This window comes from Aliirhizobium sp. YIM B11859 (assembly GCF_057163345.1).
The window spans coordinates 132,807-152,297 of sequence record NZ_JBXHAY010000001.1; the positions used below are offsets into that span (position 1 = coordinate 132,807).

Consider the following 19,491-nt stretch of genomic DNA (forward strand, 5'->3'; position numbering starts at 1 on the left):
CAAAACCATGAGCCTTCGTCAGGCACTTCGCCGCCAGTCTACCCTTGCCTCGCAGATGCGGGGTGAGGAGAGTTCCCCGAAAGGATCTCATAGATGGTGCGGCTCCAACGCAATTCTCGCGATGATGGCGGGTGTTCTCGCCATCGTCTGCGCCGTCGAAATCCTGCACGGCTGACCGGCGCTCCTGATGTTTCAGGAGCAGCACGGTCGCCTCATCCAAGCTGGAGCCTCTTCATGAGCCAGTCCAAATCCGCGAGTATCCTCGATAGTCGCATTCTCGTTCCTGCCGTGGGCGGCGCCTTCATCAAGCTCAACCCGCGCACACTTGCCAAAAACCCGGTCATGTTCGTCGTGGCCACGGTCTCGGTGCTGACCACCGTCTTGTTCCTGCGCGACCTCGCCGTTGGTGGCGACAATCTCGGCTTTTCCTTCCAGATCAATCTCTGGCTCTGGTTCACCGTGCTGTTTGCCAACTTTGCCGAAGCGGTAGCCGAAGGCCGCGGCAAGGCGCAGGCGGACAGTCTGCGCAAGGCGCGCACCGAAACCCAGGCCAAGCTTCTGACCAGCGCCAATGGCCGCGACTACAGGATGGTTGCCGGCACCAGCCTCAAGGTCGGTGATATCGTGCTGGTCGAGGCCGGCGACATCATTCCGTCGGATGGCGAGGTGATCGAAGGTGTCGCCTCCGTCAACGAGGCGGCGATTACCGGCGAAAGCGCGCCGGTAATCCGCGAATCCGGCGGAGATCGTTCGGCGGTCACCGGCGGCACGCAGGTTCTGTCCGATGTCATCCGGGTGCGGATCACTGCCGCTGCCGGTTCGACCTTCATCGACCGGATGATTTCGCTGGTCGAAGGTGCCGAGCGGCAGAAGACGCCGAACGAGATCGCCCTCAACATCCTGCTTGCCGGGATGACGCTGATCTTCGTGCTGGCGACGGCGACGATCCCGGCCTTTGCCACCTATGCCGGTGGATCGATCTCGATCTTCGTGCTTGTCGCTTTGTTCGTCACCCTCATCCCGACGACGATCGGCGCGCTACTTTCGGCCATCGGCATTGCCGGCATGGACCGGCTGGTGCGCTTCAACGTGCTGGCCATGTCCGGCCGCGCGGTGGAGGCTGCCGGCGACGTCGATACGCTGCTCCTCGACAAGACGGGCACGATCACGCTCGGCAATCGTCAGGCGACCGAGTTGCGCCCGGTCCGCGGCATCTCCGAACAGGATCTGGCGGATGCGGCGCAGCTTGCCTCGCTGGCCGACGAGACGCCGGAAGGCCGGTCGATTGTCGTGCTGGCCAAGGAAAAATATGCGATCCGTGGTCGCGACATGGCAGGCCTCAAGGCCACATTCGTGCCGTTCACCGCCCAGACAAGGATGAGCGGCGTCGATCTCGACGGAAGCCAGATCCGCAAGGGTGCGGTCGAGGCGGTGCTTGCCCATGTCGGCGGCGGGTCGCTGCCCATGGCCGACAGGGGCTCGGGCAATGCGGCGATTGCCGCCAGCCCGCAATCGGAGACGGTGCGCGAGCTGCAGGCGATTGCGGCAGAAATCGCCAAGGCCGGTGGTACGCCGCTGGCGGTCGCCCGCGATGGAAAGCTGCTCGGTGTCATTCACCTCAAGGATATCGTCAAGGGTGGCATTCGCGAACGTTTTGCGGAGTTGCGCAAGATGGGCATCCGCACGGTGATGATCACCGGCGACAACCCGATGACGGCGGCGGCGATCGCGGCCGAAGCGGGCGTCGATGACTTCCTCGCCCAGGCGACGCCGGAGAACAAGCTGTCGCTGATCCGCGAAGAACAGGCCAAGGGCAAGCTGGTCGCCATGTGCGGCGACGGCACGAACGATGCCCCGGCGCTGGCGCAGGCTGATGTCGGCGTGGCGATGAACACCGGCACGGTCGCCGCCCGCGAGGCCGGCAATATGGTCGATCTCGATTCTGACCCGACGAAGCTCATCGAGATCGTCGAGATCGGCAAGCAGCTGCTGATGACCCGCGGCGCGCTGACGACGTTTTCGATCGCCAACGACATCGCCAAATATTTCGCCATCATCCCGGCGATGTTTCTGGCCTTCTATCCGCAGCTCGGCGTCTTGAACGTGATGGGGCTTGCGACGCCGCAAAGCGCCATCCTGTCGGCGATCATCTTCAATGCGCTGATCATCATCGCGCTGATCCCGCTGTCGCTCAAGGGCGTCACCTACCGCGCCATCGGCGCCGGTGCGCTTCTGTCCCGCAACCTGCTGATCTACGGGCTCGGCGGCATTGTCGTCCCGTTCATCGGCATCAAGGCGATCGACGTGGTGATCACCGCGCTCGGCCTCGCTTAAGGAGTATTCTCGATGTTGAAACAGCTTCGTCCGGCAATCGTCATGATCGTTGCCACAACCGCCATTACCGGCCTGATCTATCCCTTTACCATGACCGGCATCGCGCAGGCGGTGTTTCCCGCGCAGGCGAATGGCAGCCTGATCGAGAAGCAAGGTCAGGTGATCGGCTCGACGCTGATCGGCCAGGGATTTGCCGGCGAGCAATATTTCCACGGCCGCCCGTCGGCTGCAGGCGCCAATGGTTATGATGCCGCATCGTCCTCCGGCTCCAATCTCGGCCCGACCAGCCAGAAACTGATCGACCGGGTGAAGGCGGATTATGAGGCGGCCAAGGTGACGAACCCGAATGCGGAGGTGCCGATCGATCTGGTGACCGCATCCGGCAGCGGGCTCGATCCGCATATTTCGCCGGAAGCCGCTTTCTTCCAGGTGGCGCGTGTGGCCAAGGCGCGGGGGATGGACGAGGCCAGGGTAAAGGCCTTGGTCGACGCGCATGTCGAGGGCCGCGAACTCGGGTTCCTCGGTGAGCCGGTGGTCAACGTGCTGGCGTTGAACATGGCGCTGGATGGTTCAAGAGGCTGATGATCTGGTGCTGGCGTTGCCCCTTGTCCCTCATTCCTGTCCTTGTGACAGGAATCCAGCCGACGCGCGTCCGCGCGGCGAGGAGCGTTCTTCCAGCCCAAGGACTTGGGCTGGCTGGATTCCTGTGACAAGCACAGGAGTGAGGGTGTAGATATGGCGCCGCATTGGTCACCCCCTAAATACCCGCAGGGAAACTCATTTTCATGCCCGACGCCAGTCGCGAGAACGGCCGAGACACGGATAACAGGCCATCGCCGGACGCGCTGCTGCGGCAGGCGGAGCGGGAAAGTCGTGGTCGGCTGAAGATCTTTCTGGGGGCCGCCCCCGGCGTCGGCAAGACCTATGAGATGCTGATGTCCGGCCGTGCCGGCCAAGCGGATGGCGTCGATGTGGTGATCGGCGTGGTCGAGACCCATGGGCGCCTAGAAACCGAGGCGCTGGTCGAGGGGTTCGAGATCATCCCGCGCAGACAGATCGACTATCGCGGCCAGAGCCTCGAGGAAATGGATCTCGACGCGATCATCGCCCGCCGGCCGGCGCTGGTTCTGGTCGACGAGCTTGCCCATACGAATGCCAGCGGCAGCCGGCATCCGAAGCGTTACATGGATGTGCAGGAGCTGCTCGCGCAAGGTATCGACGTCTATTCGACGCTCAACATCCAGCATGTCGAAAGCCTGAACGATGTCGTGGCGCAGATCACCCGTATCCGGGTGCGCGAGACGGTGCCGGACCTGATCATCGACCGGGCCGACGATGTGGAGATCATCGACATCACGCCAGACGATCTGATCAAGCGGCTCAATGACGGCAAGGTCTATATGCCGAAGACGGCGCGGCGAGCGATCGAGAACTATTTTTCGCCCGGCAACCTGACGGCATTGCGCGAGCTGGCGCTGCGGCGCACCGCGCAACGGGTCGACGAGCAGTTGCTCAACCACATGCAGGCGAATGCGATTTCCGGCCCCTGGGCTGCCGGCGAACGGCTGCTTGTCTGCCTCGATCATGGCCGCAATGGCGCAAGCCTGGTGCGATATGCGCGACGGCAGGCGGACCGGTTGCGGGCGCCCTGGGCGGTGTTGCATCTCGATACGCCGCGGGATGCGACGCTTTCGGAAGAGGACAAGGACAGGCTTGCCGCCAATATGCGGCTGGCGCAGCAACTGGGCGCGGAGGCGGTGACGCTACCGGGGCTGTCTCCGTCGCGCGAGATCATCGCCTATGCCAATGCCAACAATTTCACCCATATCGTCGTCGGCCGGCCAGGCAAATCGCGCTGGCGCCAGCTCTGGCAGGGGTCCGTCACGCATGACCTGATCCGGTATGCGGGCGGCATCAGCCTGCATGTGATTTCCGGCAATGCGAATGAGGGCGCGCCGGAGCGCGGCGTAAAGGTTGCCCAGGCGCCAAAACCCTTCCGGGTGAAGCATTATCTGCAGAGCGCCGGTTTCGTGGCGCTGGCGATCGGCGCCGGCATCGCGCTCGACCGGACGCTCGACGTGCGCAATCTGGCGCTGGTCTTCCTGATGTCGGTGCTGGCGTCGGCGGTGCGGGGCGGGCTGGGACCGGGTCTTTTCGCCTCGCTGCTCGGCGCGATCTCGTTCAATTTCTTCTTTCTCGAACCGCGCTACACCTTCACCGTGCGCGATCCGGAAAGCGTGATCGCCCTGTTTTTCTATCTCGGCGTTGCGATCGTCGCCTCCAATCTCACGGCTGCGGTGCAACGGCAGGCGGTCGCTGCACGGCAGCGGGCAAGGACGACCGAAGACCTTTATCTCTTCTCCAAGAAGCTCGCCGGCACCGGCACGCTGGATGACGTGCTCTGGGCAACGGCCTTCCAGATTGCCTCGATGCTGAAGGTGCGGGTGGTGATCCTTTTGCCGGAAGATGGTTCGATCGCGGTCAAGGCCGGGTATCCGCCGGACGATACGCTGGTCGATGCCGATATCGCTGCCGCCAAATGGGCCTGGGAGCATAATCGCCCTGCCGGCCGCGCCGCCGATACGCTGCCGGGGGCCAAGCGATTGTATCTGCCTTTGCGCACCGGCCGTGAGGCGGTCGGCGTCATCGGCCTCGACAACGACCGGCAGGGGCCGCTTCTGACGCCAGACCAGCAGAGGCTCTTCGAGGCGCTGGCGGATCAGGCGGCGCTGGCGATCGAGCGGGTACAGCTGGTATCCGACGTCGACAAGGCGAAGCTGGTGGCCGAGACCGACCGGCTGCGCACAGCACTGCTAACCTCGATCAGCCATGATCTCAAAACGCCGCTTGCGGCGATCATGGGTTCGGCCGACATGCTGAAGGATCTGGGGCCGCAATTGCCGGAAGAGACGCGGGCAGAGCTGCTGACCACCGTGATCGACGAATCCGAACGGCTGAATCGCTTCATCGTCAACCTGCTCGACATGACCCGCCTCGGGTCGGGGTCGATGCAGCCGAATTATGCATTCCATTTTGCCGGCGACATGGCCGGGACCGCGCTCAGCCGGGCGGCGAAGATCACCGCCGGGCACAGGGTCGAGGTCGGCATTCCGGCCGATCTGCCGATGCTGAAGGTCGATCCGGTGCTGTTCGAGCAGGTCCTGTTCAACCTCATCGACAATGCCGCGAAATACGCGCCGGAGGGGACTACGATCGACATACGCGGAAAGCGGGACGGCAATTTCGTGCTCCTCTCGGTGATGGACGAGGGGCCGGGCGTGCCGGTGCAGGATCTGGAGCGGATCTTCGACAGTTTCTACCGGGTGCGCAAAAGCGACCGGGTCAGGGCCGGCACGGGTCTCGGGCTTGCCATCTGCCGCGGTTTCGTCGAAGCCATGGGCGGCACGATCCGGGCGGACAACCGGTCCGACAGACCGGGCGCTACCTTTACCATCCGCATGCCGGTGCCGGTCGAAATGCCTATCGTGGGAGACGAGCAATGACCAATGGCGCCGTGCGCATCCTGATCGTCGATGACGAACCACCGATCCGCAAGCTGTTGCGCGTTGGATTGGCGACGCAGGACTATGCCGTCAGCGAGGCGATGAATGCCAAGGTGGCGATGGAGCTGGTTGCCACCGACAAGCCGGACCTGATCATTCTCGATCTCGGCCTTCCCGACATGAGTGGTCACGACCTTCTGGCGAAATGGCGCGGCGAGGGCGTGACGCTGCCGATCGTCATCCTGTCGAGCCGTACCGACGAGGTCGGCATCGTCAAGGCGCTGGAACTCGGCGCCGACGATTATGTGACCAAGCCCTTCGGCATGAACGAGCTTGGCGCGCGTATCCGCGTGGCGCTGCGCCACCGGCTGCAGGTGCAGGGCGAAAAGCCGGTCTTCCAGACCGGCGAGCTTTCCGTCGATCTGGTCAAGCGGATCGTCAAGGTGGCGGGGCATGAGGTGAAACTGTCGCCGAAGGAATACGATATCCTGCGCATCCTCGTGCAACATGCCGGCAAGGTGCTGACCCATCGTTTCCTGCTGGAACATGTCTGGGACGGGCTGACCGACGTGCAATATCTACGCGTTTATGTGCGCCAGCTGCGCCAGAAGATCGAGGCGACGCCCGACCAGCCGCGATACATCCTGACGGAGACCGGGGTCGGTTATCGTCTGGTCGCACCGGACTGATCTTGAATCAGAGCCAGCCGACCTTCTTGAAGCGGTAATAGAGCAGTCCGCAGAGCGCGACGATCGCGCCGAGGACGACATAGTAGCCGTATTCGGTCTTCAGCTCCGGCATATTTTCGAAATTCATGCCGTAGATGCCGGCAACCGCCGTGGGCACGGCAAGGATTGCCGCCCAGGAGGCGAGCTGTCTTGTGATGACGCCCTGGCGCTGCTGTTCCAGAAGGTTGGAGGCCTCGAAGACCGAGGTGATGACTTCGCGCAGGCCGCCGACCATGCTTTCGACCCGCCGGACGTGATCGAGCACATCGCGGAAGAAAGGCTTTGCCTTCTTGTCGAGGCAGGGGAGTTCGAGATTGACGAGCTTTCCGGCCACTTCCGACATAGGGCCCAGAATGCGGCCGAACAGGATCAACTGGCGGCGCAGGCGGAACAGGCGGCGGATCTGTTCGCGTTCGAGGAAATTGGCGAGCATTTTCTGCTCCATTTCCAGAACCCGGTCTTCGATCGTCTGTACGGTCGGCAGATAACCATCGACGATGAAATCGATAATGCCGTGCAGGACATAATCCGGCCCCTGGATCAGCAGCTGCGGCGAGGCTTCGAGCTGGGCTCTGACTTCCGCATGGCCGCGGGCGGAGCCGTGACGCACGCTGATGATATGGTGCTGGCCGACAAAGATCGCGGTCTCGCCGTATTTGATCTTGTCGCCGTCGAGATAGGCGGTCTTGGCGACGACAAAAAGCTGGTCGCCATAGGCTTCCACCTTGGGAATCTGGTGGGCGTTGATCGCGTCTTCAACGGCAAGCTCATGCAATCCATAGGTTTTTGCGAGCTTTTCCAGCTCCTCGATCGGCGGCTCATGCAGGCCGATCCAGACAAAATCATTGCCGGTGAGCGGCGGGCGCGGTTCGTCGATCGAGACGGCGCGGCCGCGCTTGCCATTGCTGTATATATGGGAGGCGACGACGGTCATATGCGTATCCGGCGGGTCAGATCGCGACCTGTTCGCCGAGTTCGACGACGCGGTTCGGCGGCAGCTTGAAATAGGCGGACGGGTCGATGCCGAAATCGGCAAGCACGATATAGAGCTTTTCCTGCCAGCGCGGCAGGCCGGTATTCGGCGTCTCGATCAGGTTGCGGCGGCCGAGATAGAAGGAGGTCTGCATGATCTCGAACTTGAAGCCCTTCTTCTTGCAGACGGTCAGCGCCTTGGCGACATTCGGCTCATCCATGTAACCGAAGGTGATGTCGAGACGGATGAAGCGTTTCGACAGCCGCGTCATCTCGACGCGATCCTCCGGCGGGACATAGGGCTTGTCCTGGGTCCAGATGGTCAGAATGACGTTCTGTTCGTGCAGGACGTGGTTGTGCTTGAGGTTGTGCAGGAGGACCGACGGGGTACGGTCGGGCACGCTGGTGAGGAAGATTGCCGTGCCCGGCACGGTCGCCGGCGCGCTTGGTGTTTCCCGCTCAATCGAGCTTTCGATCGAGGTGATGAAGGTTTCGAGCGGAATGTCGTTCTTGGCGGTCTTTTCCTTGAGATATTTCGATCCCTTGGTCCAGGTCCACATGGTCAGCATGATGACCAGCGCCAGCATGACCGGCACCCAGCCGCCATCGTGGATCTTCAAGAGGTTTGCGGCGAGGAAGATGACCTCGATGGCAAAGAGCGGTGCCAGGATGATGCCGGCGGTGATTGCCCTATACCCCCAGACGGCACGCAGGAACTGGAAGGACATCAGCGTGGTGACGACCATCGCGCCGGTGACCGAGATGCCATAGGCGGTGGCCAAAGATTCTGAATCGCCGAAGGCGAAGATCAGCACGATGACACCGAGGAACAGCAGCATGTTGACGGCCGGAACATAGATCTGCCCGGTATTGGTCTCGGAGGTGAACTTGATCGCGAGGCGCGGCAGAAAACCGAGATGCACGGCCTGGCGGGCCAGCGAAAAGGCGCCGGTGATGACAGCCTGGCTGGCGATGATCGTCGCCATTGTCGCGAGGATCACCATCGGCAGCAGCGCCCATTCCGGGTAAAGCAGATAGAAGGGGTTTTCGATCGTCGACGGGTCGCTCAGAACCAGCGCGCCCTGGCCGAGATAGTTGAGTGCCAGCGCCGGGAAAACGAGGATGAACCAGGCCCAGCTGATCGGCTTGCGGCCGAAATGGCCAAGGTCGGCATAAAGCGCTTCGGCACCCGTGACCGTTAGGAAAACGGCGCCGAGCACGATCAGGCCGGCCCAGCCGGCATGGGTGATGAACCACAGCGCGTTGATCGGATTGAGCGCCTCGAGGATGCGCCATTCGTCACCGATATGGATCAGGCCACCCCAGGCCATGGCCAGAAACCAGACGACGGTGATCGGTCCGAAAAACTTTGAGACGGCGGCCGTACCCTTCGACTGGACCATGAACAGACAGATCATGATGACGGCCGACAGCGGCAGGACATAACCGGAAAAGGCGGGGGTGACGAGCTTCATGCCTTCGAGCGCCGACATGACCGACAGCGCCGGCGTGATCATTGCGTCGCCGATAAACAGCGCCGAGCCGATCAGGCCGGCGAAGAACAGGACGGGCATGTAGCTGCCGGTCTTTTTCATCAACAGTGCCAGAAGCGACAGCGTGCCGCCTTCGCCGTCATTGTCGGCGCGCAGCAGGAACAGCACGTATTTGAAGGTGACGATGATCGTCAGCGTCCAGACCATCAGCGAGATCAGGCCGATCACATGTTCCGGCCGGACCCCCCCGTGTTCGGAAAAGGGCCGCAGCGATTCACGGAAGGCATAGAGCGGGCTCGTCCCGATGTCGCCGTAAACGACCCCGATACATCCAACCAGCAGCACAAGAAACTTGCGGGTTTCCGAAGTGGTATCGGAAGCGGCGGCATGCGATGCGGTCATAAGGTCTCCAGGCGCGCGGCCAAGGTGTCTGCCAGGGTCGATATTCGTCGCGAATATGGTGTAGCGCAACGTCCAAGGCAAATGGATGCTTATAAGACTTTTATGTCATAGTCTCGCGCCTCGCATCGAAATCCTATGGACGAAGGGTGAGACTGATTGCTCTTGAACACAGGAGCACTCACGATGATGGTCGTCCACGACGCAAGGCGCCAGATCTTCACACCCCTCATCACGCCGTTCTCGCAAGGCCAGATCGATCTTGAGGCATTCGAAGCCTCGATCGACCGGCAGATCGTCGCAGATGTCGACGGTATCGTCATCGGGGACGTGATCGGCGAGGGGGCGAGCCTGAGTGACGACGAGCGGGAAAGACTGTTGAAAACCGGTATTTCCAGAGGCAGTCAGCATCTGAGCGTCATCGCTGCAACGGGCACGAATTGCACTGCCGGCACGATTGCGCGGTGCCACCGTGCCGAAACGCTCGGTGCGGATGCCTTGCTGGTCACCATTCCCTATTATTCGAAGCCGATGCTGGCCGGTGTGGTGGAGCATTTTCGCCAGATTGCCGCGGCCGTCAGCATTCCGATTGTCGTCGATGACGATCCGGGCCGCACGGCGCGGGATTATGGTGCCGCTTTGCTGGAGGCTCTGGCGGGCTTTGGCATGATCACGGGAATTTGTCATGGTCCGGACCGCCTGTCGCATCTTGCCGGGCTTTCACAGGCGTTGATCGAGCGGTACCGGCACCTGTCGCGTGATGATGCAGCGCTGCTGCCGTTCCTTGCTGCGGGTGGTGGGGGCGCGATCTCGCCCGTTGCCAACATCATTGCCTCCGATCTGCAGGCGATGCTGGCGAAGGGAGGGCAGAAACGGGAATCGCTTTCGGCAACCGTCACCACCGCAATTGCAGCCGTCGCGGGCCAGGACGTCGCGGCGCTGAAGGAGGCGGCGTGTTTCGTCCACCAGGTGCCGGAAAGCGTTCGCCTGCCGCTGGTGGCCTGCGAGCCGGAGACGATTATTCGGGTGCGGCATGCCTTTGCTTCGTTCGCGCGTGGCGAAGCTTCCGCTTCCATCGCCGCCTGAACCCGCCGGTTGCTCCATCGCGGATCGATAAATATCTCGTGCGCTCATCCGGTTGCGGATTGCCAAGTTTCTCTTTTTTAGCGAAACTTGATGCACAATTCGCTGGGAGGAACCAGTGCATCAGAATTCCATACATGCGGACGAGGTCTATGCCTCGGCCCACTCCGCCGCTGCCAGTTCTCCGGTCGCTGCCTCGTGGCGGCGCTGCATGGTCATGCACCATCTGGCACCGGAACAGGAACGTGAGCCCGAACGGCTGACAGATGGCGCGTTTCGCGCGGCGCGGGACATGTCCGGGCGGCTGATCGCCGAGGCGCGGGAGGAAATGGACAAGCTGTTTTCCACCGTCGGCCGATCGGGTTGCTGCCTGTTGCTCACCGATCGCAACGGCGTGGCATTGGAGCGGCGAGGTGCCGCCGGCGATGACCGGTCCTTCCATGATCTCGGCCTCTGGACGGCGGCGGTGTGGACGGAGGCAAGCATCGGGACCAATGGTATCGGCACGGCGCTGGCCGATGAGCGGGCAGTTTCGATCTTCCGCGACCAGCATTTCTTCTCGTCCAATATCGGGCTGAGCTGCACGACTGCACCGATCCGCGACCACCGTGGCGAGGTGGCGGCGGCGCTCGATATTTCCACCTGCCGGGATGATGTCAACGAGACGGTGCTCTCCATCATTGCCCAGACTGTGCGGGATACGGCGCTGAGGATCGAACTCAACCTCTTTCGATCGGTGTTTTCCGGCGCACGTTTTCTGTTGGTGCCGCAGGCCACCCATGCGGCGGCAGCACTTCTGGCGGTCGACCGCAATGACATCGTCATCGGTGCCACCCGTGCCGCCCGGCTGGCGCTGTCGCTGGATGATGCCCGGATCGCGACCGGTATTCCAGCCGCAGACGCGCTGAACGAAATGGCCGCCGACGACCGCGAGGATCTTGCCGAATCGGAACGTGCAGCCCTGATGCGGGCGCTTTCGCGCGCCAACGGCAATGTTTCGCAGGCAGCGATCGCGCTTGGCATGAGCCGGGCGACGTTGCATCGGAAGATGAACCGTCTCGGGCTTCATTGATCTAGTCCCTCGCCTCCACACCGATCTGCTGCACTGCCGCATCGTTTGCCGGCATCGACTGTCTCATGGTTGCGACAGTGTGCGCCGCCATATCGTCGCGGCCTGCTTTTCGTCAGGAACGGGGCGACGCACATTCCCTCCCGAACCGGTCGCGTACCGGAGCAAGCACATCATGGGAGGATGACATGCTGCATCAGAAAATCGTCGAGTCGCCGTTCAAGCTGAGATACGGCAACTATATCGGTGGCGAATGGAAAGAGCCGATCTCGGGCAAATATTTCGACAACATCACGCCTGTCACCGGCGGCAAGATTTGCGAAATCCCGCGATCGGATGAAAAGGATGTCAACGCCGCGCTGGACGCTGCGCATGCGGCCAAGGACAAGTGGGGCCGCACAGCACCTGCCGAGCGTTCCAACATCCTGATGAAGATCGCCCAGCGGATGGAGGACAAGCTGGAAGTGCTCGCCCAGGCCGAAACCTGGGATAACGGCAAGCCGATCCGCGAAACCATGGCGGCCGACATTCCTCTGGCCATCGACCATTTCCGCTATTTCGCCTCGTGTATCCGCGCCCAGGAAGGTTCGATCGGCGAGATCGACAACGACACCGTCGCCTATCATTTCCACGAACCGCTCGGCGTCGTCGGCCAGATCATTCCGTGGAACTTTCCGATCCTGATGGCTGCCTGGAAACTGGCTCCGGCACTTGCCGCCGGTAATTGCGTCGTCATCAAGCCGGCCGAACAGACGCCTGCGTCACTGCTGGTCTGGGCGGAAATCATCGGTGACCTGCTGCCGCCGGGCGTGCTCAATATCGTCAACGGTTTTGGCCTTGAGGCCGGCAAGCCGCTGGCCTCTTCGAACCGGATCGCCAAGATCGCCTTTACCGGCGAAACGACGACCGGCCGGCTGATCATGCAATATGCCAGCCAGAACCTCATTCCGGTGACGCTGGAACTCGGCGGCAAGTCGCCCAACATCTTCTTTGCCGATGTGCTCAACGAAGACGACGATTTCTTCGATAAGGCGCTGGAAGGTTTTGCGATGTTCGCACTCAACCAGGGCGAGGTCTGCACATGCCCGAGCCGTGCGCTGGTGCATGAGAGCATCTACGACCGGTTCATGGAACGCGCCGTGAAGCGTGTGGAAGCGATCGTGCAGGGCAATCCGCTCGATAGCTCGACGATGATCGGCGCACAGGCGTCCAACGAGCAGATGGAGAAGATCCTCTCCTATCTGGACATCGGCAAACAGGAAGGCGCGGAAGTGCTGACCGGCGGTACGCGCAACGATCTCGGCGGCGACCTTGCCAACGGCTATTACATCAAGCCGACGATCTTTGCCGGCCACAACAAGATGCGGGTTTTCCAGGAGGAAATCTTCGGACCGGTGGTTTCCGTCGCGACCTTCAAGACCGATGCGGAAGCGCTGGAAATCGCCAATGACACGCTTTACGGCCTGGGTGCCGGCGTGTGGACGCGTGACGGCAACCGTGCCTATCGCTTCGGCCGGGAAATCCAGGCCGGGCGCGTGTGGACCAATTGCTACCATGCCTATCCGGCCCATGCGGCCTTCGGCGGCTACAAGCAGTCCGGCATCGGTCGCGAGACCCACAAGATGATGCTCGATCACTATCAGCAGACCAAGAACATGCTGGTGAGCTACAGCCCGAAGAAGCTCGGTTTCTTCTGACAATCGGCTGAATCCACCCTGCCGAGGTTCAGATTGAACTCCGGCGGGGTGGATTTCCGGTGCGATCATCCAATGCAATCGCACCTGCCTGTCCCGCTTTTGTTCAGCAAAAACGTGTTCGACAGGCAAGGGCGTGCCCCCTCCCTCTCGCCGGGGAGGGGTTCTTTTATCTGGAGAAACACCATGGACATTACCGTCAACGGTGAGCCGCGCGTGACCGCCACGGATGCGGCGCTTACCCTTATCCGGGAAATCCGGCAGGACTATCCCGAAATTCTATTCCACCAGTCCGGAGGCTGCTGCGACGGGTCCTCGCCGATGTGTTATCCGGCGGATGATTTCATCATCGGCGATCATGACGTGAAGCTCGGCGAAATCGGTGGCGTGCCGGTCTATATCAGCGGCAGCCAGTTCGAGGTGTGGAAACATACCCAGTTGATCATCGATGTCGTGCCGGGCAGGGGGGGCATGTTCTCGCTCGACAACGGACGGGAAAAACGCTTCCTCACCCGCTCTCGACTTTTCGGTGGTGGAGAGGCCTGCGCCATTCCGTCGCTGCCTTGATCATACTGCTCGATAGGTTTCTTCTATCAAACCATCCCAACACTCGGCTTGATTGGCGTTGATTATCGTCAATAAGGCTTGGGTCATGAGCGTATCATTCATTGGCAAGAAGTCTTCGGCCGCTGGCGGTTGGGGCGCGTTGAAAAGCTGCGGCAAGCGGCTCCTCGAAAGTGGCTCGCCGCTCGCCGGCGCCCGCACCATGCTGAAGGCAAACCAGCCGGACGGTTTCGATTGTCCCGGCTGCGCCTGGGGGGATCCTGCACATGGGTCTTCCTTCGAATTCTGCGAAAACGGCGTGAAGGCCGTGTCGTGGGAAGCGACGGAAAAGCGTGCCACACCCGCCTTCTTTGCCGAGCATACGGTTTCGGAACTGCGCAAGCTTTCCGACTACCAGTTGGAGCTCAATGGCCGGCTGACCCATCCGATGCGCTATGATGCGGCAAGCGACCGTTATCTGCCGGTTGCCTGGGAAGACGCGTTTGCCGAAATCGGCTCGATCCTGAAGAACCTCGACAATCCGAACCGCGCCGAATTCTACACGTCGGGCCGGGCGAGCAACGAGGCGGCCTATCTCTACCAGCTGTTCGTGCGCGTCTACGGCACCAACAATTTCCCCGACTGCTCGAACATGTGCCATGAGGCAAGCGGCGTGGCCTTGCGCCAGTCGATCGGCGTCGGCAAGGGCACCGTGCTGCTCGAGGATTTCGAGAAGGCGGATGCGATCTTCGTCATCGGCCAGAACCCCGGCACCAACCATCCGCGCATGCTGGGCGACCTGCGTCGCGCCGCGATCCGCGGTGCGGATGTGGTGGTGTTCAACCCGGTCCGCGAAAAGGGCCTGGAGCGATTTTCCGACCCGCAGGACAAGATCGAGATGCTGCGCGGCAGCTCGACCGAGATCGCCAGCCAATATTACCAGCCGCGTCTCGGCGGCGACATGGCCGCCGTGCGCGGCATGGCCAAGGTCGTGTTTGCGGCCGAGGATGCGGCGGTTGCCGCCGGCCTGCCTTCTGTTCTCGACCATGCTTTCATCGCCGAACACTGCGTCGGCTTTGGTGATTATCGCGCCGCCGTCGATGCGACCGGCTGGGCCGAAATCGAAGACCAGTCGGGCCTGACGCGCGAAGAGATCGAGCGGGCCGCTGCCGTCTACATGAAGGCCGAGACGGTGATCTGCACCTGGGCGATGGGTGTTACCCAGCACATCCATTCGGTGGCGACGATCCGCGAAATCTCGAACTTCATGTTCCTGCGCGGCAATGTCGGCAAGCCAGGTGCGGGCCTTTGCCCGGTGCGCGGACATTCCAACGTGCAGGGCGACCGCACGGTCGGCATCAACGAGAAGCCCCCGGTTGCCTTCCTCGATTCGCTGGAAAAGCATTTCGGCTTCAAGGTGCCGCGGGCGGACGGTCACAACGTATTGGCCGCGATCGGCGCGATGCTCGATGGTTCGGCCGAGGTGTTTATCGGTCTCGGCGGTAATTTTGCCCGCGCGACGCCGGACAGCGCGCTGGTCGAAACGGCGATGCGACGGATGAAGCTGACGGTCAATCTCGCGACCAAGCCCAATCATTCGCATCTGATGCCGGGTGAGGTCTCCTATATCCTGCCCTGCCTCGGTCGCACCGAGATGGATCTGAACTCGCTCGGCAATTCGCAGCTCGTTACCGTCGAGGATTCGATGAGCATGGTGCATGGGTCGGCGGGCATCAACCGCCCGGCCTCGCCGCATCTTCTTTCCGAAGTGGCGATCATCGCCGGCATTGCCGAAGCGACCGTCGGCACTGATGTCGTACGCTGGGCAGCACTTGCCGACGATTACGATCTCATCCGCGATCATATCGAAGCGACCATTCCGGGTTTCGGCGATTTCAACAAGCGCGTGCGCAAGCCGCGCGGCTTCCACCTGCGCAATGCCGCAGCCGAGCGCGAATGGAACACGCCCACGGCCAAGGCGTCATTCTCGTCCGTGGCACTGCCGGAAGCAACCGTGCATCAGCAGGCCCGTCGGGGCGAGGGGCGTTACGCGCTACAGACCTTCCGCTCGCATGACCAGTACAACACCACCGTTTATGGTCTCGACGACCGTTATCGCGGCGTCTATGGCGAACGTCAGGTGATCTTCATCCATCCCGAAGACCTGAAGGCCATGGGGGCCGAAGCTGGTGAACGGGTCGATGTGGTCGGCGATTTCGATGACGGGATCTCGCGAATCGCGCCGGATTTCCGCTTTGTGCCCTATGATATCCCGCGCGGCAGCATTGCCGGATATTATCCCGAGCTCAACGTGCTCGTGCCGCTCGGCAGCGCCGGCGATGAAAGCGATACGCCGACGTCGAAGTCGATCATGGTGTCGTTTCGCAAACGCGAGGCCGCGTGAGCGAAGAAGCGGATGAAACCGAACGGTTTCTCTCCATGGTCGCGGAATTCCAGGCAATGGATCCGCGACTGACATCGCTGCAGGCGGCGCTGATCATCGCCGCCGAGCAGGATATTGCCCATGACAGCCGTACATTCGCGCGCATCTTCGGTACGGCGCACGCGCTCGTCCTTCGTGAACTCAACGCGCTTGTGGAGCACGATGCCCGGCTGCATATCGTCAAGCGCGAGCCGCGGACTTTGCGGACTCACTATGTCATTCAGCCAGCGAAATCGTGACATCGGCAAGGCGTAATATTCTGTCGCTGTCTGTTCTTGCCGATATATGACTCTGAAAAATCAATTAAATCATAATGTTATAAAGTGTTCAGAATCTGCGAACAGTTTATGTACGGAATAGTACATACATTTCCTTGCTATTTTGTCGCAGGCGGCGTTATACCGCATTTGCAGGGATGATTTACCTGCCGCCGGCTGCGCGGGGAGGGCGTGGCAGACGATCATCGAAGTCCTCGAAAGGGACGCCTCCGACAAGCCGTCAATTGCGACTGGCCCGCCGCCTGCGTTCCTTCGACAGAAGCACGGTAAGCGAACTTGATCCTCTTTTTTGCTCCTGACGGTGCCGCTGTGGCCTTCGACTGTCGATTCTGTCGAAACTACAATTGGAGCTAGAGACACCCATGGAAACCTCTCGGGGCACCCTGTCAGCGATAGCCAAGACCTGGCTTTTCGTCGTCGGTGCCGTTCTTGTAATCGCTGGACTGTTCTTTGCCGTCGGCGGCGGCAAACTCGTCATGCTCGGCGGCAGCTGGTACTTCCTGCTTGCCGGCCTCGGCATCATCATTTCCGGTCTTCTCTTCATCCTGCGCAAGCCTTCCGGCGCGCTTCTGTTCGGTCTGGTGACCGTACTGACGGCTCTTTGGGCCGTGTGGGATGCCGGGCTTGATTTCTGGCCGCTGATCTCGCGCCTGCTCGCCTTCGGTTTCGGTTCTGCCGTGATCGCCGCAAGCTTTCCGCTGCTGCGCAAGGCTGCCGGCAAGACCCCGGCCTATGTTCCGTCCTTCGTCATTGCCGCCGTCATGGTCGTCGCTTCGGCTGCCGGTTTAGCCGGCATGTTCGTGCCGCACCCGACCGTCGCCTTTTCCGGCACTCCGGCAGCGCTGACGCCGGTCGATCCGGCCAAGGAACAGAAGAACTGGGAGGCCTACGGCAACACGTCCGGCGGTTCGCGCTTCGTCGCACTCGACCAGATCACCCGCGACAACATCAAGAACCTGACGGTCGCCTGGACCTATCATACCGGCGATACCCCGATCAGCCCCGGCGCCAACGGTGCGGAAGACCAGCAGACACCGCTGCAGGTCGGCGACAAGGTGTTCCTGTGCACGCCGCATAACAATGTCATCGCCATCGATGCCGATACCGGCAAGGAACTTTGGAAGAACGAGATCAACGCCAAGTCGTCCGTCTGGATGCGGTGCCGCGGTCTTGCCTATTTCGATGCGACCCAGGCTCTCGTACAGCCGAGCGCACCGGGCTCGACACCGGTCCTGCCGGCCGTGGTTGCCGAAGGTTCGCCCTGCCAGCGCCGTATCCTGATGAACTCGATCACCGCGCAGCTCTACGCGATCGATGCCGATACCGGCAAATTCTGCGCCGATTTCGGCGATAACGGCCGCGTCGACCTCAAGGCCGGCATGGGCGTTGCTCCCGATCCGCAATATGTGCTGACCTCTGCCCCGACGCTTGCCGGCACGACCGTCGTCGTCGGCGGCCGCGTTGCCGACAACGTCCAGACAGACATGCCGGGCGGCGTCATGCGCGGCTTCGACGTGATCACCGGCAAGTTCCGCTGGGCCTTCGATCCGGGCAACCCGACCGACCACAACGAGCCTGCCGACGGCAAGAGCTATGCTCGTTCGACGCCGAATGTCTGGGCAGCGATGTCCTATGACGCGGCTTCCAACACCGTGTTCCTGCCGATGGGCAGCCCGTCGGTCGATATCTACGGCGTGCCGCGCACCGATCTCGAGCACAAGTATGGTGCATCCATGCTGGCGCTCGATGCCACGACGGGCAACGAGAAGTGGGTCTACCAGACCGTTCACAACGACCTGTGGGACTTCGACGTGCCGATGCAGCCGTCGTTCATCGATTTCCCCAAGGCTGACGGCACCACCGTTCCGGCGCTCGTGTTCGGCACCAAGGCCGGCCAGATCTGGGTGCTCGACCGGGCAACCGGCCAGCCGCTGACCAAGGTCGAGAATGTTCCGGTCAAGCCCGGCAACATCCCGAACGAACCTTACTCTCCGACCCAGCCGAAGTCCGTCGGCATGCCGCAGATCGGTGCCGAAACGCTGACCGAAAGCGACATGTGGGGTGCAACCCCGTTCGACCAGCTGTTGTGCCGCATCGCCTTCAAGGGCATGCGTTATGACGGCCTCTACACGGTTCCGGACACGACGCTTTCGCTTGCCTTCCCGGGTTCGCTCGGCGGCATGAACTGGGGTGGTCTTTCCACCGACCCGGTGACCAACACGATCTTCGTCAACGACATGCGTCTCGGCCTGTGGAGCAAGATGATTGCCGCAGCCCCGAGCGACAAGGTCGCCAGCGGCGGTGAATCGGTCAATACCGGCATGGGCATCGTTCCGATGAAGGGTACGCCCTATGCGGTCGACAAGAACCGCTTCCTGTCGGCACTCGGTATTCCCTGCCAGAAGCCGCCTTTCGGCACGATGACCGCGATCGACATGACGACGCAGAAGATCAAGTGGCAGGTTCCGGTCGGCACGGTGCAGGATACCGGTCCGCTCGGCATCAAGATGGGCATGCAGATGCCGATCGGCATGCCGACGCTCGGTGGCACGCTTGCCACTCAGGGCGGTCTGGTGTTCATCGCCGGCACCCAGGACTATTACCTGCGCGCCTTCGACTCGGCTACCGGCAAGGAAGTCTGGAAGGCCCGCATGCCGGTTGGCAGCCAGGGCGGCCCGATGTCCTACAAGTCGCCGAAGACCGGCAAGCAGTATGTCGTCATTTCCGCCGGCGGCGGCCGCAACTCGCCCGATCGCGGCGACTATGTGATCGCTTACGCGCTGCCGAACTGACAACAAATCTGACTGTCTGAAATGAAGGCCGCGGCACTGTTGTGCCGCGGCCTTTTTCGTCGTTGCGGTCTGTGCCTTGCCACAGCCCGGTCAAACTTGGGGCTTTACAGCGGCTCAATCGCGACTAGGTTGGTAGTGTTATCGGGTGCCGGCAGACGGC

General features: G+C 61.8%; 14 protein-coding genes. 12 read left to right on the forward strand and 2 right to left on the reverse strand.

Annotated features, from left to right (window positions below):
- Positions 1-7 precede the first annotated feature (7 nt).
- The 5 genes from AC2GXZ_RS00540 to AC2GXZ_RS00560 all read left to right on the forward strand — a co-directional run bounded on the left by AC2GXZ_RS00540 (position 8) and on the right by AC2GXZ_RS00560 (position 6,526).
- On the forward strand, positions 8-175 hold the full coding sequence (locus AC2GXZ_RS00540) for a hypothetical protein (RefSeq protein WP_483757173.1): 168 nt from the start codon (positions 8-10) through the stop codon (positions 173-175).
- A gap of 59 nt (positions 176-234) precedes the next feature.
- Positions 235-2,334 (forward strand): potassium-transporting ATPase subunit KdpB, encoded by a 2,100-nt coding sequence (kdpB, locus tag AC2GXZ_RS00545; RefSeq protein WP_483757174.1) that lies wholly within the window; start codon positions 235-237, stop codon positions 2,332-2,334.
- Positions 2,335-2,346: 12 nt separating this feature from the next.
- A complete protein-coding gene (gene kdpC / locus AC2GXZ_RS00550) occupies positions 2,347-2,916 on the forward strand; it encodes a potassium-transporting ATPase subunit KdpC (protein ID WP_483757175.1) in 570 nt (189 codons plus the stop codon).
- Between the two features lie 203 nt (positions 2,917-3,119).
- Positions 3,120-5,837, forward strand: coding sequence for a DUF4118 domain-containing protein (locus tag AC2GXZ_RS00555; protein ID WP_483757176.1), 2,718 nt, complete (start codon positions 3,120-3,122; stop codon positions 5,835-5,837).
- On the forward strand, positions 5,834-6,526 hold the full coding sequence (locus AC2GXZ_RS00560) for a response regulator transcription factor (protein ID WP_483757177.1): 693 nt from the start codon (positions 5,834-5,836) through the stop codon (positions 6,524-6,526). The genes AC2GXZ_RS00555 and AC2GXZ_RS00560 overlap by 4 nt, the downstream gene beginning before the upstream one ends.
- Before the next feature lie 7 nt (positions 6,527-6,533).
- Here AC2GXZ_RS00560 and AC2GXZ_RS00565 read toward each other — a convergent pair whose 3' ends face one another.
- Both AC2GXZ_RS00565 and AC2GXZ_RS00570 read right to left on the reverse strand, forming a co-directional pair.
- A complete protein-coding gene (locus AC2GXZ_RS00565) occupies positions 6,534-7,499 on the reverse strand; it encodes a magnesium and cobalt transport protein CorA (RefSeq protein WP_483757178.1) in 966 nt (321 codons plus the stop codon).
- Positions 7,500-7,515: 16 nt separating this feature from the next.
- Entirely contained in the window at positions 7,516-9,432 is a 1,917-nt protein-coding gene (locus tag AC2GXZ_RS00570; protein WP_483757179.1) for a potassium transporter Kup, read from the reverse strand.
- 183 nt (positions 9,433-9,615) lie between these two features.
- On the opposite strand from AC2GXZ_RS00570, the gene AC2GXZ_RS00575 reads away from it, so the two are divergent.
- From AC2GXZ_RS00575 to AC2GXZ_RS00605, 7 genes are all read left to right on the forward strand, one after another.
- On the forward strand, positions 9,616-10,515 hold the full coding sequence (locus AC2GXZ_RS00575) for a dihydrodipicolinate synthase family protein (RefSeq protein WP_483757180.1): 900 nt from the start codon (positions 9,616-9,618) through the stop codon (positions 10,513-10,515).
- A 115-nt stretch (positions 10,516-10,630) separates the two neighbouring features.
- Entirely contained in the window at positions 10,631-11,584 is a 954-nt protein-coding gene (locus AC2GXZ_RS00580; RefSeq protein ID WP_483757181.1) for a helix-turn-helix domain-containing protein, read from the forward strand.
- 185 nt (positions 11,585-11,769) lie between these two features.
- Complete coding sequence (adh, locus tag AC2GXZ_RS00585; RefSeq protein ID WP_483757182.1) at positions 11,770-13,278, forward strand: aldehyde dehydrogenase; 1,509 nt, start codon at positions 11,770-11,772, stop codon at positions 13,276-13,278.
- Positions 13,279-13,461: 183 nt separating this feature from the next.
- Entirely contained in the window at positions 13,462-13,842 is a 381-nt protein-coding gene (locus AC2GXZ_RS00590; RefSeq protein WP_483757183.1) for a DUF779 domain-containing protein, read from the forward strand.
- Positions 13,843-13,927: 85 nt separating this feature from the next.
- On the forward strand, positions 13,928-16,222 hold the full coding sequence (locus AC2GXZ_RS00595) for an FdhF/YdeP family oxidoreductase (RefSeq protein ID WP_483757184.1): 2,295 nt from the start codon (positions 13,928-13,930) through the stop codon (positions 16,220-16,222).
- The gene (locus AC2GXZ_RS00600) at positions 16,219-16,500 is read left to right on the forward strand and encodes a hypothetical protein (RefSeq protein WP_483757185.1); all 282 of its coding nucleotides are present in this window, start codon (positions 16,219-16,221) and stop codon (positions 16,498-16,500) included. Before AC2GXZ_RS00595 ends, AC2GXZ_RS00600 begins: the two co-directional genes overlap by 4 nt.
- Positions 16,501-16,901: 401 nt before the next feature.
- The gene (locus AC2GXZ_RS00605; RefSeq protein ID WP_483757186.1) at positions 16,902-19,331 is read left to right on the forward strand and encodes a glucose/quinate/shikimate family membrane-bound PQQ-dependent dehydrogenase; all 2,430 of its coding nucleotides are present in this window, start codon (positions 16,902-16,904) and stop codon (positions 19,329-19,331) included.
- Positions 19,332-19,491 lie beyond the last annotated feature (160 nt).

Excerpts from the sequence above, each read along its gene's own strand:
- AC2GXZ_RS00590 (WP_483757183.1), top strand. The coding sequence starts at position 13,462 with ATGGACATTACCGTCAACGGTGAGCCGCGCGTGACCGCCACGGATGCG.
- AC2GXZ_RS00605 (WP_483757186.1), top strand. The coding sequence starts at position 16,902 with ATGGAAACCTCTCGGGGCACCCTGTCAGCGATAGCCAAGACCTGGCTT.
- AC2GXZ_RS00575 (WP_483757180.1), top strand. The coding sequence starts at position 9,616 with ATGATGGTCGTCCACGACGCAAGGCGCCAGATCTTCACACCCCTCATC.
- AC2GXZ_RS00560 (WP_483757177.1), top strand. The coding sequence starts at position 5,834 with ATGACCAATGGCGCCGTGCGCATCCTGATCGTCGATGACGAACCACCG.
- AC2GXZ_RS00555 (WP_483757176.1), top strand. The coding sequence starts at position 3,120 with ATGCCCGACGCCAGTCGCGAGAACGGCCGAGACACGGATAACAGGCCA.
- kdpC (WP_483757175.1), top strand. The coding sequence starts at position 2,347 with ATGTTGAAACAGCTTCGTCCGGCAATCGTCATGATCGTTGCCACAACC.
- AC2GXZ_RS00540 (WP_483757173.1), top strand. The coding sequence starts at position 8 with ATGAGCCTTCGTCAGGCACTTCGCCGCCAGTCTACCCTTGCCTCGCAG.
- AC2GXZ_RS00595 (WP_483757184.1), top strand. The coding sequence starts at position 13,928 with ATGAGCGTATCATTCATTGGCAAGAAGTCTTCGGCCGCTGGCGGTTGG.
- adh (WP_483757182.1), top strand. The coding sequence starts at position 11,770 with ATGCTGCATCAGAAAATCGTCGAGTCGCCGTTCAAGCTGAGATACGGC.
- kdpB (WP_483757174.1), top strand. The coding sequence starts at position 235 with ATGAGCCAGTCCAAATCCGCGAGTATCCTCGATAGTCGCATTCTCGTT.
- AC2GXZ_RS00565 (WP_483757178.1), bottom strand. The coding sequence starts at position 7,499 with ATGACCGTCGTCGCCTCCCATATATACAGCAATGGCAAGCGCGGCCGC.
- AC2GXZ_RS00570 (WP_483757179.1), bottom strand. The coding sequence starts at position 9,432 with ATGACCGCATCGCATGCCGCCGCTTCCGATACCACTTCGGAAACCCGC.